General features: G+C 41.1%; 12 protein-coding genes. 10 read left to right on the top strand and 2 right to left on the bottom strand.

Annotated elements, in window-relative coordinates; all coding sequences use genetic code 11:
* Nucleotides 1–23 precede the first annotated feature (23 nt).
* The 7 genes from eno (at nucleotide 24) to GLIP_RS14985 (ending at nucleotide 8,377) form a co-directional block, all read left to right on the top strand.
* Entirely contained in the window at nucleotides 24–1,316 is a 1,293-nt protein-coding gene (gene eno / locus GLIP_RS15015; RefSeq protein ID WP_008845513.1) for a phosphopyruvate hydratase, read from the top strand.
* 58 nt (nucleotides 1,317–1,374) lie between these two features.
* Nucleotides 1,375–2,037 carry a hypothetical protein gene (locus tag GLIP_RS15010; protein WP_226992230.1) on the top strand — a complete coding sequence of 221 codons (663 nt, stop codon included), beginning with the start codon at nucleotides 1,375–1,377 and terminating at the stop codon, nucleotides 2,035–2,037.
* A 270-nt stretch (nucleotides 2,038–2,307) separates the two neighbouring features.
* Entirely contained in the window at nucleotides 2,308–3,867 is a 1,560-nt protein-coding gene (leuA, locus tag GLIP_RS15005; RefSeq protein WP_008845511.1) for a 2-isopropylmalate synthase, read from the top strand.
* 7 nt (nucleotides 3,868–3,874) lie between these two features.
* A complete protein-coding gene (gene leuB, locus GLIP_RS15000; protein WP_008845510.1) occupies nucleotides 3,875–4,984 on the top strand; it encodes a 3-isopropylmalate dehydrogenase in 1,110 nt (369 codons plus the stop codon).
* A 21-nt stretch (nucleotides 4,985–5,005) separates the two neighbouring features.
* Nucleotides 5,006–6,400 carry a 3-isopropylmalate dehydratase large subunit gene (gene leuC / locus GLIP_RS14995; protein ID WP_008845509.1) on the top strand — a complete coding sequence of 465 codons (1,395 nt, stop codon included), beginning with the start codon at nucleotides 5,006–5,008 and terminating at the stop codon, nucleotides 6,398–6,400.
* A 9-nt stretch (nucleotides 6,401–6,409) separates the two neighbouring features.
* Nucleotides 6,410–7,012: a 3-isopropylmalate dehydratase small subunit gene (gene leuD, locus GLIP_RS14990; protein ID WP_008845508.1), complete on the top strand. Its 603-nt coding sequence runs from the start codon at nucleotides 6,410–6,412 to the stop codon at nucleotides 7,010–7,012.
* 162 nt (nucleotides 7,013–7,174) lie between these two features.
* The gene (locus GLIP_RS14985) at nucleotides 7,175–8,377 is read left to right on the top strand and encodes an HD-GYP domain-containing protein (protein ID WP_008845507.1); all 1,203 of its coding nucleotides are present in this window, start codon (nucleotides 7,175–7,177) and stop codon (nucleotides 8,375–8,377) included.
* Between the two features lie 131 nt (nucleotides 8,378–8,508).
* Here GLIP_RS14985 and GLIP_RS14980 read toward each other — a convergent pair whose 3' ends face one another.
* A complete protein-coding gene (locus GLIP_RS14980; RefSeq protein WP_008845506.1) occupies nucleotides 8,509–9,564 on the bottom strand; it encodes a general secretion pathway protein GspB in 1,056 nt (351 codons plus the stop codon).
* Between the two features lies 1 nt (nucleotide 9,565).
* Complete coding sequence (locus tag GLIP_RS14975) at nucleotides 9,566–10,468, bottom strand: ExeA family protein (RefSeq protein ID WP_040523094.1); 903 nt, start codon at nucleotides 10,466–10,468, stop codon at nucleotides 9,566–9,568.
* 119 nt (nucleotides 10,469–10,587) lie between these two features.
* On the opposite strand from GLIP_RS14975, the gene GLIP_RS14970 reads away from it, so the two are divergent.
* From GLIP_RS14970 to GLIP_RS14960, 3 genes are all read left to right on the top strand, one after another.
* Nucleotides 10,588–11,820: a multifunctional CCA addition/repair protein gene (locus tag GLIP_RS14970; protein WP_008845504.1), complete on the top strand. Its 1,233-nt coding sequence runs from the start codon at nucleotides 10,588–10,590 to the stop codon at nucleotides 11,818–11,820.
* Nucleotides 11,821–11,944: 124 nt separating this feature from the next.
* A complete protein-coding gene (gene srmB / locus GLIP_RS14965; RefSeq protein WP_008845503.1) occupies nucleotides 11,945–13,159 on the top strand; it encodes an ATP-dependent RNA helicase SrmB in 1,215 nt (404 codons plus the stop codon).
* 206 nt (nucleotides 13,160–13,365) lie between these two features.
* The gene (locus GLIP_RS14960) at nucleotides 13,366–15,324 is read left to right on the top strand and encodes a putative bifunctional diguanylate cyclase/phosphodiesterase (RefSeq protein ID WP_008845502.1); all 1,959 of its coding nucleotides are present in this window, start codon (nucleotides 13,366–13,368) and stop codon (nucleotides 15,322–15,324) included.
* The last annotated feature ends 47 nt before the right edge of the window (nucleotides 15,325–15,371 follow it).

Here is a 15,371-nt window from a genome sequence, read left to right as displayed (position 1 = left end):
ATCATTTTTATAAGGCAACAAAGATGGCAAAAATCAGCAAGATTATTGGCCGCGAAGTAATGGACTCACGCGGTAACCCAACAGTAGAGGCAGACGTATACTTAGAAAGTGGTGCTTGGGGTAGAGCTTGTGCTCCATCTGGCGCTTCAACCGGTTCACGCGAAGCTTTGGAATTGCGCGACGGTGACAAATCCAGATATCTAGGCAAAGGTGTATTAAAAGCCGTTGCTGCTATCAATGATGATATTCAAGCTGCATTGATCGGTAAAGACAGTTTGGACCAACGGTCTGTTGACCAAATTATGATTGATTTAGATGGTACAGAAAACAAAGAAAAATTCGGTGCCAACGCCATCTTGGCAGTTTCATTAGCGATTGCAAAAGCGGCTGCTATGGAAAAGAAAGTTCCTTTATATCAACATATCTCTGAATTAAACGGCACGCCAGGGCAGTATTCAATGCCTGTTCCAATGATGAACATCATTAATGGTGGTGAGCACGCTGATAATAACGTAGATATTCAAGAATTTATGGTTCAGCCAGTAGGTGCACCTAATTTCCGTGAAGCACTGCGCATGGGAGCTGAAATATTCCATAGCCTTAAGAAAGTGCTATCTGCTAAAGGTTTAAATACTGCGGTTGGCGACGAAGGCGGTTTTGCACCAAATTTGAGCTCTAATGAAGAAGCATTAAAAGTAATCATTCAGGCAGTTGAAAGTGCCGGTTATGAAATGAACAAAGACGTTACACTAGCGTTGGATTGTGCTTCATCAGAATTTTATGTTGATGGACAATACAACATGAAAGGTGAAGGTAAAGTCTTCAGCTCAGAAGAGTTCGGTGATTACCTTGCGGATTTATCTGCTAAATATCCTATTATCTCCATAGAAGATGGATTAGATGAAAGTGATTGGGACGGTTGGGCTTACTTGACTGGCAAAATTGGTGACAAGGTTCAATTGGTAGGTGATGATTTGTTTGTTACCAATACTAAAATCCTTAAGCGTGGAATCGATAACGGTGTAGGTAACTCTATCCTAATTAAATTTAACCAAATCGGTTCGCTTTCTGAAACTTTAGATGCAATTAAGATGGCAAAAGATGCAGGTTTCACAGCGGTTATTTCTCACCGAAGTGGCGAAACAGAAGATGCAACAATTGCCGACTTAGCGGTAGGTACTGCAGCAGGACAAATCAAAACGGGTTCACTTTGCCGTTCAGATCGTGTTGCTAAGTACAATCAATTGCTACGCATTGAAGAAGCTTTGGGTGATTCGGTAAATTACGGCGGTCGCGCTGAAATTAAAGGTCAATAAAGCTAATGGGCATGTGCCAGTATAGATTTTATCTGGTACATGCTTACAACCACGTTGATTGTCTGATATAAATCAGATGATGTCCGATACCAATCATCAACAACAAGTTGATATATTCGCCTCAGATCAAAGACAGCGCCATTTTGCCGAGCTGTGTAATGCCCTGTACGAAAGAGAATTACATTCATTAAGCAAAAAAGCACCTAACAACATTCGCTTACTACAGCGCCGTTTGGCAGGTTTGTCTTACCACATTAAAAACGCTGCAGAGTATCTTTTAGCACACGACTTTCCAATTGACGTCGATGTGCACAATGGCAGTTGGCAGGCAAAACAAGCAGCCAAATGTGTTGTATCTAAATATAATCCCGAAAAATCAGTCAGTTGGTTTGAATCACATTCGAGAATGGGCTTACCCTCACCGATTTGTATAAGTGATATGGGTATCCAAACCGTGGAACTGGATTCCGTAGACAGAATCGATAAAGACACGCATCAACTACACTTCAATAAACATGGTTGGTTTGGATTCGATGGTAAATATTTAGGTGAGTACGAACATGCTATGCAAAACAAAACCTTATTAATTCCTAATAAAGTAAACATTACGGCCGCTTGTTGTGGACACAGTTGGAATCATAAAGGTAAAACCATGCCCAGAGCTCTTAGCCTTCGAGAATTACTTCTGTCGACCACCATTAATTGGAAAACCTATAAATAAAAATTTAGTTATTCCAAACCGATATATGAGGAATTATCAACATAGGTTGACGCTAGGGAAGATAAAGGATACAAATACACCAACAGAGATTTTATCTATTTTATGGTTAATTGAGACCGACGTGACGATTCAAAAAGTAACTTTACTTCACATTCTACTCCTTCTGGCAGCGAGACTGCACGGGTAGGTTGTAAATGTTACAACTGATTTTAAAACCCGTGCAACGCACGGGTTTTTTTATATGGGCTATATCTTAACAGGAGAAAAAATATGTCTAATCAAGTGAAAATATTTGATACTACTTTGCGTGATGGCGAACAAGCGCTACCTGCAAGTCTCACTGTTAAAGAAAAACTGCAAATCGCATTCGCTATTGAAAGATTAGGTGTTGATATAATTGAAGCAGGTTTTCCGGTATCTTCGCCGGGAGATTTCGCATCAGTACAAAGCATTGCGCGAGAAATTAAAAATGCGACCGTATGTGGCTTATCCAGAGCATTAGAAAAAGATATTGATGCATGTGGCGAAGCGTTAAAAGTCGCCAATCAGTTTCGCATTCATACCTTTATTGCCACCTCAGATATTCACGTAGGTGCTAAGCTTAAAAAGTCTCAGGAAGAGATTGTTGAAATGGCTGTTCGGGCGATTAAACACGCTCGTCGTTACACTGATGATGTAGAGTTTTCCTGTGAAGATGCAGGTCGAACTCACATTGATTATCTTTGTCGCATGGTAGAAGCCGCCATTACCGCGGGAGCAACCACGGTAAATATCCCAGATACGGTTGGTTATACAACGCCAACAGAATTTGGCGGCATCATTAAAAATTTATTCGACCGTGTCCCTAATATTGATAAAGCGACTATCTCTGTGCATTGTCACAATGATTTAGGCTTAGCTGTTGCCAACTCGTTAGCTGCGGTTGAATATGGTGCGCGCCAAGTAGAAGCGACAATAAATGGTATTGGTGAGCGTGCAGGAAACTGCTCGTTAGAAGAAATCGCGATGATTTTGCAAACCCGACAAGCCATGTTGGGCCTTAATACCAATATCAATTCTCATGAAATTTCTCGCACTTCAAAATTAGTTAGCCAACTGTGCAATATGCCTGTTCAGGCGAACAAAGCCATCGTTGGTGCAAATGCATTTAGCCATTCTTCGGGTATTCACCAAGACGGCGTACTTAAAGCGCAAAATACATATGAGATCATGACGCCTGAAAGTGTTGGTATCAATAAGAACAATCTTAACTTAACTTCTCGTTCAGGTCGCCATGTGATTAAACATCGCTTAACTGAGTTAGGTTACAAACAAACTGATTATGATTTGGAAGCCATTTACAGCGCGTTCCTGAAATTGGCTGATAAAAAAGGCCAAGTATTTGATTATGATCTCGAAGCCCTATTGTTTTTTGATCAACAAAAGCAAGATGAGGCGTATTTCGAATTATTGTATTTACAAGCTAACTCAGGACGAGAAATCATTCCTAGTGCAACCGTTAAAATGCGAATTGGGGAAAAAGAAATCACGGAATCGGCGATTGGAAATGGCCCTGTAGACGCAGCATTTAATGCGATTACGAAAGCCATAGGCCACAATCGAGTAGACGTTGTCGATTTTAAACTAGATTCAAAAGGTGAAGGAGCCGATGCGCTAGCTCAAGTGAGCGTAATTGCAGAGTACAACGGTCGCCGGTTTAACGGTATTGGGTTAGCCACAGATATCGTCGAATCTGGTGTGAAGGCTTTAATTTATGTGTTGAATAACACGCATTTAGCGGACCAAATTGACCAACAGAAAAAACAACAAGTTAATATAGCAGGGGTTTAGAAAAAACATGTCAAATTATGAAATTGCCGTTTTGGCAGGAGATGGAATAGGTCCAGAAATTATGGCTGAGGCAAAAAAAGTCCTCAGTGCCGTAGAACAAACATGCGGATTATCTTTTACTCTTAACGAATATGACGTGGGAGGCTTGGCCATCGACAATCATGGACAAGCATTACCTGAATATACCCTGCGAGGCTGTGAACAAGCCGATGCCATACTATTTGGTTCTATAGGTGGCCCTAAGTGGGATAACCTGCCCCTTGAACAACGCCCAGAAAGAGCGGCATTGCTGACATTGCGTAGTCATTTTGACTTATTCAGTAATTTACGCCCAGCTAAAATATACCCTGGGTTAGAAGCGCTATCACCGCTTCGTGCTGATATCGCTGCCAGTGGCTTTGATGTACTAGTGATTCGAGAACTTACTAGCGGTATTTATTTTGGGCAACCAAAAGGTTTAGAAGGCGAAGGTGAAGAGCAATTTGCATATGACACCATGCGTTACTCTAAACGTGAAATCCGTCGCATTGCCAAAAGCGCTTTTGAAGCCGCAATGAAACGTGGCAAAAAAGTCACCTCTGTAGACAAAGCGAATGTGTTAGTCTGCTCGCGCCTATGGCGAGAAGTCACTGAAGAAGTTGCCAAAGATTATCCTGAAGTTGAACTTGAACATATCTATATCGACAACGCGACTATGCAACTGTTGCGTACACCCAATGAATTTGATGTGATGTTATGTTCAAACTTGTTTGGCGATATCATTTCTGACGAATGTGCAATGATAACAGGCTCTATGGGCCTACTTCCGTCCGCAAGTGTAAATGAAACCGGTTTTGGTATGTTTGAACCTGCCGGTGGCTCGGCCCCGGACATTGCAGGCAAAGGTATTGCCAATCCTATTGCCCAGATACTCTCTGCTTCTATGATGTTACGTTTTAGTTTAAATCAAATAGAAGCGGCTGACTTGATTGATGATGCTGTACTTAAAACGCTGGCAGATGGGGTGTTGACAGGTGAACTACTGTCAGCTGACAAACGCCATTTAGCAAAAACCACATCACAAGTTGGCGACGCAATTTGCCAGCATATATTGTCCAGTACTGGTCAAACGGCATAGATATAAAATTAGGAATTAATAATGGCAAAATCATTGTATGACAAAATCTGGCAAGCCCATGTAGTAGATCAATTGGGTGATGACAGCTTAATTTATATTGACCGACACTTAATTCATGAAGTGACCTCGCCTCAAGCGTTTTCGGGTTTGAACGAAAAAGGCCGTAAAGTGAGACGCCCAGAAAAAACCTTTGCAACCATGGATCACAGTATCTCAACCCGCTCTTTAGCGATTGATGCTTGCGGACCTGAAAATCAATTGCAATTACAAACCTTAGCCAACAACTGTAAAGAACACGGTATAGAACTATTCCCTGTGGGACATCAAAAACAAGGTATCGTGCACGTTATTGGTCCAGAGTTAGGGCTAATTTTACCCGGTATGACTGTTGTTTGTGGTGATTCTCATACTGCAACCCATGGAGCATTTGGAGCGCTAGCGTTTGGTATTGGTACTTCGCAAGTTGAGCATGTATTTGCAACTCAAACTTTGAAACAAAGCAAAGCCAAGAGCATGTTGATTAATGTTGACGGCAAACTACCTGTCGGGATTACGGCGAAAGACATTATTCTCGCCATTATCGGTAAAATTGGTCACGCTGGTGCAACAGGTTACGTTATCGAATACGCTGGTGAAGCCATTCGTAACTTGTCGATGGAAGAGCGTATGACCATTTGCAACATGAGTATCGAAGCAGGTGCAAAAGCGGGCTTTATCGCACCTGATGACACGACATTTGAATATATTAAAGGTCGTGAATATGCCCCTAGTGGTGAATCTTGGGAAAAAGCCATTGCTTATTGGAAAACATTGCATTCAGACGACGGGGCACAGTTTGATATGGTTGTTGAGCTAGCGGCTCAAGACATTACTCCACAAATCACTTGGGGCACCAACCCTGGTCAGGTAACGGGAGTAACAAATACAGTACCTGCTCCGGAAGATTTTAGCGATCCCATCGATCGAGAATCAGCCATTAAAGCACTAGCTTACATGGATCTAAAACCGGGAACTAAATTAACTGATATTTCCGTGAATAACGTATTTATTGGTTCTTGTACCAACAGCCGTATCGAAGATTTACGCGCAGCCGCGGTGATTGCCAAGAAAGGCAAAGTTGCTAAAGGCGTAACAGCCATAGTCGTTCCAGGCTCTGTTACTGTTAAAAAACAAGCTGAAGATGAAAATTTACATCAGATTTTTATCGATGCTGGATTTGAGTGGCGACTCCCCGGATGTTCGATGTGTTTAGGTATGAATGATGACATTCTTAAAGCTGGAGACAGATGTGCATCAACCAGTAATAGAAACTTTGAAGGACGACAAGGTAGAGGAGCTAGAACCCATTTGGTCTCCCCTGCAATGGCCGCAGCCGCAGCGATTACTGGCCACTTCACTGACGTTAGAGATTTATAGGAGCAAATGATGACAGGATTTACAACGCATTTAGGTACAGCGGCCCCACTTGATCAGGCCAATGTCGATACCGACCAAATCATTCCTAAACAGTTTCTAAAAGGCGTGACTCGCACCGGATATGGCAAGCACCTTTTTCACGATTGGCGTTATTTGGACTTACATGAGCAGGAACTCAATCCAGAATTTAGTTTAAACAAACCTGAATACCAAGGGGCGAGCATTCTATTAGCACGTGAAAACTTTGGTTGTGGTTCAAGCCGTGAACACGCACCTTGGGCGCTCGACGATTTTGGTTTTAGCGTGGTCATCGCAACTAGCTTTGCCGACATATTCTATGGCAATTGTATCAATAACCAACTTTTACCCATTTCGTTACCGAATTCAGAAATGGATGTGCTTTTTAATGCGGTGAAAGAAAATCCTGAGACGCAAATTTATATTGATTTACCGAATCAAAAAGTTAAATTTGCAGATTCTGAATTTCAATTCGACATTGCCGAACACCATAAAAGCAACTTAATTAAAGGTTTGGATGCAATCGGGCAAACCTTAGAATTAGATGACAAAATACTTCAATACGAAGAAAATGCACTTACGTGGTTAAGATAAAGCGTTAAAAAACAATGTACTCTGGACTGACAACAAGATGTCAGTACCAGAGTGTTTCTATAACGGATTAATTGTCATGTAAAACAAGATTTACAATCTGTATTAGGCTAAAATAGCGAAAAATAAAAATAATAAAATATCACTTAGGAGAGTTGGTTAGCGATGCTCGAAGCAATCAAAATCGACGATTTAAAGCCAGGCATGTTTGTTAATGATGTTATCGAACAAAACGGCAAATTAAAAATAAAAACGAAAGGATTAGTTAAATCTGACAAATCAATTGATGCTTTGAAAGCCAAAGGTGTTATTAAAGTACAAATTGATATTTCTCGTAGTAATCTTCCCCCTCCTCCTACGCCACCTAAAAAAGTCGTAGAGGAACAAGTTCCACCACCTGAGATCAAAAATCGATCTTATAGCGATAAAGAGCAACTTGAAGCTGCCACTAAGCTATACGATGAAGCGTTGATTATACAGAGTCGATTTTTCAAGCGATTAGCAGCTAAAGATAACCCGTCACTTTCCGCTGTAAAAGATCTGAGCACGAATATTATTGAATCCGTCATTCACATGCCTAACGGCTTAAGCTGTTTAACACTATTAAATAAATCAGGTAAATACTTGATGGAACATTCGTTAAACTGCTCGATTTTATTGACGATGTTCGCCCAACATAGAGACATGGGTAAACAAGCGATTGAAGATTTAAGTTTGGCTGGTTTACTAATGGATGTAGGTATGACCAACATGCCAAGTGAGCTAGTTCAATCACCGAATAAGCTGACTCCTCAGCAAAAAGAAGTAATAACTACCCACGTGGATATTGGACTGGATCTAGTGGATCGCTGTGGCCAAGTGTCTGCTTGTGTACAAGATGTCATCTTTAATCATCATGAAAGAGTTGATGGTTCAGGTTATCCTGACGCACAAAGCGCCCACGATGTGAGCGAATTTTCGCAGATGGCTGGAATTGTCGATAGTTATGATGCAATGATCAATGACAGACCATTTCAGAAAGCAGTTACGCCCTCCAAAGCCCTGATAAAACTGCTTAGCGACGACAGCTATGATCAACGTTTAGTTGCTCAATTTATCCAATGTCTTGGCGTACATCCTACAGGCTCGCTGGTCAAGCTCGATAACGACAAGTTAGCAATTGTTTTACGAGCTAATAAGAATGCGCCGAGTAAACCTGTTGTTGCAGCGTTTTACAATTTAAAGAGCGGTAGCTATTCAGAAGTGAAGAAATACGATTTAAATCAGGTGAGTGTAAAAATTGAAAGCGCGGTTAGACCTGAAGAGTTTGGCTTAAACTTAACTAAATTTTTAAAAGAGATACTGATTAATAATCTTACTTCTGATTAGGAAATGTTGTTCTAAAACAAAAATATCAGCGTGCAGACAATAGCAAGAGTCAGGTAAACATCGACTTCCGTCATCCCTGCCTGTGCAGGAATGGCGGAAACAAATGAACTAGCTGAGTGTACCCCGTAATTTTACCAATCTGACAATGCATCCATACTAAACTCCTGTCCTTTGAATTTAAGTATCACATGCTGAGGTTCGATTCCTACTAAAATAAGTCCGTCGTCTATCTCCTGCCCTTCTACGGCTCGTTTTCCGTTTACTCTAACCCATCTTTCTGTTGGCGTTGAAACGTACATATGAGTAGAAAAAGCTAAGCTAGGTAGTTCTGTTAATACCCAAGCTGGCAGTTCATTAACGGCGGGCACATCTCGAATAGGTTCGGCATCAATTGTCGGGTCTGTAGGCGTTTCATCACCAATAGAGGCTAGGGCATTTCTGAATCGTTGCAACAGTTCAGGTGGGATGTTCTTTTCCTCATCAGCTTCCAGCTGTTCCTTTTCCTCTCGTTGTTGCGCTTGTAATTGCTCAGTTTGATCTTCTGATTGTTGCGCTTGGATAACGTCATTAGAACGCTGTTCACTTTGCAGCTGCTCAGAGTCATTGATGTCGTTCTCAATGATAGGCTCAGAGGTTTGCATTGCGATATCATTGCTTCCGTTATCGGTCGCTTGTTGCTGTTGAACTTGTTGAGGGTCATTAGTTGATGTTTCGGAATCAACCTTTGCAACATTCTCAACATTGTTGATAGGAGTACTAAGCAAATGTGTATAGTTATTAATGTTAGCTAAGATTAAACCTAAACAAAAACCGCCTATAACGACTAAGCTGACAACAAATGATTTTTTTCCATAGTATTGCCAAGCTTCGGGCAACTCTTGCACTGATGGCAAAAACAAACTGCGATTAAACTGTTCAGAAATACCCTGATCAATGTTTTGGGTTAATGTACTGGTGTCCTCAACCAATTGCTGAGTTTTAGATTTGGCAATTTTGGGCTTTTTGATTTCAACCGTCATATCTGGGTCGACTTCAACTTCCTGCACGCCCATTTCTGCCAGTGCTTTGACCATCTCATCACTGCTAACCAAACCTGATTTTTTTATTTTCACTGGGCCGTTTTGAGCGGTGACTTTAATAATCACCATGCCCGTTTTAAGTTGTTCTATATTGATTATTTTGGTCATCTCAGCGCCCCACCAAATAGCCCAAAACTATCGCTATTACGAAGCTACTGGCTAATATGAACGTCCACTGCTTACCTTGTCTTTGTTTAACAACATCATCCCCTAAAATTTGCCTAGCTGCAGCGATAAATATATGTCGACGAACGATAGGGTGTTGTTTAGTAAACGTGAGCGTCAGCGCGCGATCACATAACAGGTTGATGACTCGGGGAATACCACCGGTTATTTGATATATGGCCTGCAAGGTTGGCTGACTGAAAATTCGATCGTGTCCATTAGCCACTGACAGTCGATGAGAAATATAATTTTTAACTTCAACGGACGATAACGGCAGCAAGTGATATCGTGCTGTTATGCGCTGTGCTAATTGTCTTAGCTCATTGCGCTTTAACAATTGTTGTAATTCAGGCTGACCAATTAATACCACTTTGAGCAGTTTTTCTCGATTTGTCTCTAAATTAGTTAATAGACGCAGTTGTTCAAGCACTTCAGGTAATAAATGTTGTGCTTCATCAACGATTAGAACGGTATTAATTCCATTGTGATGATTAGTCGTAAGCTTAGTAAGTATTTTGTCGGTAAAGTACTTTAAACTGGCTTGTTTTTTCAGATAACGGATATTTAATTCATCACAGATGGTAGCCAATAATTCGATTGCTGAAAGTGTCGGGTTTAAAATCATCGCGACATGAGTATTATCAGGTAATTGCTGCAATAACTTTCGTGACACAGTGGTTTTGCCGGTGCCAACTTCGCCGGTAAGCATCACGAATCCCCCACTCTCCCGTAGACCAAAAATTAAATGGGCCAGCGCCTCTTTATGGCGGGGACTCATGTAAAGATAGTCAGGGTTTGGGGCGATAGAAAACGGGTTGTCAGACAATCCAAAATAATTAAGATACATATTTACTTAAATAGACCAATCCATATTTGCGATGAATAAGGTAACACTATTTGTGGTTAACTCAAAGACTGCTTACTATAGGTAATATTAAGTTTAAATAAATAGTGAGTAATAATGCCATGAAGTGCTATTTGGTGGGAGGGGCTGTACGTGACCAATTGCTTGGCCGCGAAGTGCATGACAAAGATTGGGTGGTGGTTGGTGAAACTGTCGATTCAATGTTGGCAGCTGGATTTACCCAAGTTGGCAATGATTTCCCGGTCTTTTTACATCCCAAAACCAAAGAAGAATATGCGCTGGCTCGCACTGAACGCAAGAATGGCAAAGGATACACGGGCTTTGATGTCGATAGCAGTGTAGAAGTCACGCTAGAAGAGGATCTCCAGCGCCGTGACTTAACCATTAATGCAATGGCATTAGATCAACAACAAGAACTGATCGATCCATTTAATGGTCAAAATGATTTACAAACTCGTCAGTTGCGTCATGTTTCTCCTGCTTTTCCAGAAGACCCGTTGCGTGTACTTAGAGTTGCCAGATTCGCTGCCAGATATCATCCCTATGGATTTAAAATCGCCCCAGAAACTATGACGTTAATGAAAGCCATGGTGAGTGAAGGAGAACTTGATCATTTGATTCCAGAGCGGGTTTGGAAAGAAACGTCACGGGCACTACTAGAAGATACACCAGATATTTATTTCGAAGTGCTAAGAGAATGTGGTGCGCTCAAAGTGTGGTTTCCGGAATTAGACGTATTATGGGGTATTCCTAATCCTGTTCAGTGGCACCCTGAGATTGACACTGGGATCCATACTATGATGGTGGTCCAGCAAGTAGCAAAAATAAGTGATAATCTAGCGGTGCGTTATGCGGCATTGGTACATGATTTGGGTAAAGCTCTCACAGATCCAGTTCAATGGCCATCCCATCGAGAACATGAAGAGTTAGGGGTCGCACCAATTCAGGCCTTAAGTGATCGCTTAAAAGTACCCAATGACTGTAAAGAACTGGCAATAATGACCAGTGAATATCATACCCACATCCATCGCGCACTTGAGCTTCGCGCTGCCACGGTATTAAAAGTGTTTAATCGTTGTGACGCTTGGCGTAAACCGCAACGTTTTAAAGATTTATTAACCGCTTGTATTGCTGACGCAAAAGGGCGATTAGGATTGGAAGACCGCAGCTACCCTCAAGCAGATTTTATGTGGAAAGCTTACGAGGTAGCGAACAAGGTAGACGTAAAATCAATAATTCAAGCGGGCGCAGAAGGTAAGAACATCAAATTACGGCTAGATGAACAACGTATCAATGCTATCAAGACCTTTAAGCAATCTTATGTCGCTTTGTAAAGGCTATACCAATACATTCCATCGCCGCCAACAAAGGTTAATCGAATAAACGCTGCCCTAAACTAGATTAGTCCTCTATAATTGCAGCAATTACGTTTATCGCCTTCTACACCTACGGAAAAATATGTTTGAAGAATTAGAACTTGACGAAAAACTCTGTCAAGCAGTGGCCGAAATGGGATATTCCACCCCAACTAGTATTCAGTCTTTAGTCATTCCACCAGCAATGGAAGGACAAGACATTCTAGCCAATGCCCCAACAGGCACTGGAAAAACAGCAGCGTTTTTACTACCCGCCTGTCAATTTTTATTGGACTTCCCAAGACAACATCCCGGCTCCTGCAGGATACTAATTCTAACCCCAACAAGAGAACTTGCGCTGCAGGTTTATGAGCAAGCATTACAAATCACAAAACACACTGATTTAGTGTGTGGTGTAATTACCGGCGGCATCAATTATGGCACTGACAGGGAAACACTGGAAAAGAACTTAGATATTTTAGTCGCCACACCAGGCAGATTATTTGAACATATTGAAAAAGAGAGTTTTGATTGTCGAGATATTGAAAGCCTCGTTCTAGATGAAGCTGATCGTATGCTAGATATGGGGTTTTCAGCAATTGTAAATCAAATTGCGGCAGAAGCCCGTTGGCGTAAACAATCCATGTTGTTTTCTGCAACACTTGAAGGTGCTGGTATTGCAAGATTTGCCAAAGATTTACTAACCAATCCAGTATTATTGGAAGCCAACCCAAGCCGAAAAGAGCACGCTAAAATCTTACAGTGGATTCATCTAGCCGATGATCCCGCGCATAAATACAACTTGCTGAAAAGCATATTAAGCAATCAAATCCAGTCAGCAGTGGTGTTTGTTAAAACCAGAGACAGACTTAATCAACTCAAACAAATGCTCGAACGAGACGGCTTTTCTATCTCTTGGCTACAAGGGGAAATGCCTCAAGATAAACGCAACAGTGCATTACAACGATTCAAAGACGGTGAAATCAACATATTGTTAGCAACCGACGTGGCGTCTAGAGGTATTGATGTAGATAACATCAGTCATGTAATCAATTATGATTTACCGCGTAGCGCAGATATTTATGTACATCGCATTGGTAGGACAGGCCGCGCAGGCAAAAAAGGCACTGCAATTTCATTAGCAGAAGCACATGAGATGGGTATCATTGCCAAGATTGAACGTTATACCAAACAGCGCTTAAAGCGCCGTGTTATTGAAGATTTACGTCCTAAAAATAAAGAAGCGAAACCACCGGTTAAAAAGAAAAAGCCGAAGTCAGAGAAAAAGAAAATTAAACGACCTAAAAAGAAAAAATAATTAGTTCGACGCAGCAATTTAGACTTTGTTTCAAGGGTATTAAGTTTTATAGTCCTGTTAGCGCAAAAATCATATTATAATTAAGTCAAATGCCGTGCAGTTTCGAGATGTTAAGTTGATATATTACAAGGGGTTCTACTATTAAAAAGGTTTTTGAGATCACCCAAGCAAACTTACGTGATAAAACTGATTTAATTTACAGAAACGTGCTATTTGGTTTATTTGGTAGTTTTTGTACTGCCGCTTTTTTGGTTTTTGCTTTAGAAGCCCCTAATACCTTTAGTCTAAAAGTCATTTGGTTTATAGCTGTATCCATTCTTACAACAATCAGATTAGCTGATTGGTCTTACTGGTACTTCAAACTGAACAAGACCCGCTATGATGCACGTTCGGCTAAAAATCGGGTAGTGTTAGGAATAACCGCAGTGGCATTGATGTGGTGTATCTACTCTGTCGGCTTTTATGACAGTATGGATACATTGGAATTAGTTGTCACTTTCACTGTATTGTGTACGCTCTCAAACGGCGCAATAACTGTCATTGCGGGTGATAAAAAAGCTGCAATATTATTTTCAGTGCTACTGTTAACTCCCGTCTCATTAATGGCTATTTTCTCTGGCGAAAATCTGCACTTTTATATTGGTTGTTTGGGCTTGCTATACAACGTTGTAATTGTCGTCTCAGCATATAGAGCCGCAAGAATGACGGAAGACACAATAAAACTGCGCAATGAAAATACTCAGTTAATTGAGAAAATGCACGAAGAAATAGCGCAAGTTGATGAAGTCCATGGAAAATTATCTGAAGCCTATAGCCGGTTAAATGTGACTAACGAATCGCTAGAAAAAGAAGTGGTTCGACGCACGGAAGAAATCCGGGCCTTATCCAGTCTTGATCCCCTTACGCAACTCTTTAACCGTTCTGCATTCATTGAGCAGTTATCCACAATATCAACTAAAAGCATACAAAGCGGACACTCGGTCGCGTTGTTATTTATCGATCTTAATGGCTTTAAGAAAGTAAATGATACCCTTGGCCACAAAATTGGTGATGCGGTTTTAGTTGAAATAGCGGGACGTATTGGTGCGTTCGCAAATGACTATCAAGCAGGTCGCTGGGGAGGGGACGAATTTTTAATGGCGTTACCTTACGCCGACAAAGAAACCGCTGTTTCGGTGGCAAATGCGCTGCAAGCACGAATATCGCAACCATTAGACATAATGTCCAACCAGCTTCATTTAAGCGCGACTATTGGCATAGCCATGTTGCCTGAGCATACATCGAACGAAACTGAGCTAATTCAATTGGCCGACTTCGCCATGTTTGAGCAAAAGAAATTGCATTTAACGTCGCCAAGAATGTTTACCCACGACTTATTTGAAAATCTTAAAAATATCGAAAATTTGCGTGATGGTTTGCAAAATGCGATTAACAATAAGCAGCTTTACTTATGCTATCAACCTATTGTGCAATGTAAAACCAAGCAACCCTGGTCATTCGAAGCACTGTTGCGTTGGCAGTTTGGTAGTGAGTTAATTCGCCCTGATATATTTATCCCGTTAGCAGAACAGTCAGGCTTAATCCATGAGATTGGAGCGTGGGTGTTAAACCGCGCATGTATTGATGCCAGTCAATGGCAACATAGCCCTAATGCGTCAGTTTCAGTAAACGTTTCAATCATTCAATTATTAGATGATGACTTTATTTATATCTTGGACAAAGCACTGAAAACCAGCAAATTAGCACCTGAGCGTTTGCACCTTGAAATTACCGAATCTATGTTTGCCGATAATAAAGTGAAGGTAAAAGAGCGCTTAAATGCAATTAAGGATAGAAACGTTCAGGTTTCAATAGATGATTTTGGCACCGGCTATTCATCACTCAGCCAGCTGCAAACATTAAATTTTGATACGATAAAAATAGACCGCTCCTTTGTACTTAATATGTTGCAAGGTGGTGAAGCTATTATTAGAGCGACTCTGTTTATTGCTAACGAATTTGGCAGCAAGACAGTAGCTGAAGGCGTAGAGTCTCTGCACGAAGCCGAAAAGCTAAGTGAGATGGGAGTGGATTATCTTCAAGGTTTTCTTTTTGCAAAACCTATGATAAATGATGATTTACGCCAATGGGTAGAAAGAATAGATACCCAACAACCGCAAGATTAAGCACCTAAGTTAATATGTAATAACTCGAGTATTTAACCAAACTATTT

Source organism: Aliiglaciecola lipolytica E3 (genome assembly GCF_000314975.1).
In the GTDB taxonomy this organism is placed as follows: Bacteria; Pseudomonadota; Gammaproteobacteria; order Enterobacterales; family Alteromonadaceae; genus Aliiglaciecola; species Aliiglaciecola lipolytica.
The sequence above is the reverse complement of the archived record's forward strand: the minus strand, read 5'-3'. Positions and strand labels throughout refer to the sequence as shown.

What these genes read in the sequence shown, in the direction of transcription:
- eno (WP_008845513.1), top strand. Translation starts at nt 24, where the DNA reads ATGGCAAAAATCAGCAAGATTATTGGCCGCGAAGTAATGGACTCACGC.
- leuA (WP_008845511.1), top strand. Translation starts at nt 2,308, where the DNA reads ATGTCTAATCAAGTGAAAATATTTGATACTACTTTGCGTGATGGCGAA.
- leuB (WP_008845510.1), top strand. Translation starts at nt 3,875, where the DNA reads ATGTCAAATTATGAAATTGCCGTTTTGGCAGGAGATGGAATAGGTCCA.
- leuC (WP_008845509.1), top strand. Translation starts at nt 5,006, where the DNA reads ATGGCAAAATCATTGTATGACAAAATCTGGCAAGCCCATGTAGTAGAT.
- leuD (WP_008845508.1), top strand. Translation starts at nt 6,410, where the DNA reads ATGACAGGATTTACAACGCATTTAGGTACAGCGGCCCCACTTGATCAG.
- GLIP_RS14985 (WP_008845507.1), top strand. Translation starts at nt 7,175, where the DNA reads ATGCTCGAAGCAATCAAAATCGACGATTTAAAGCCAGGCATGTTTGTT.
- GLIP_RS14980 (WP_008845506.1), bottom strand. Translation starts at nt 9,564, where the DNA reads ATGACCAAAATAATCAATATAGAACAACTTAAAACGGGCATGGTGATT.
- GLIP_RS14975 (WP_040523094.1), bottom strand. Translation starts at nt 10,468, where the DNA reads ATGTATCTTAATTATTTTGGATTGTCTGACAACCCGTTTTCTATCGCC.
- GLIP_RS14970 (WP_008845504.1), top strand. Translation starts at nt 10,588, where the DNA reads ATGAAGTGCTATTTGGTGGGAGGGGCTGTACGTGACCAATTGCTTGGC.
- srmB (WP_008845503.1), top strand. Translation starts at nt 11,945, where the DNA reads ATGTTTGAAGAATTAGAACTTGACGAAAAACTCTGTCAAGCAGTGGCC.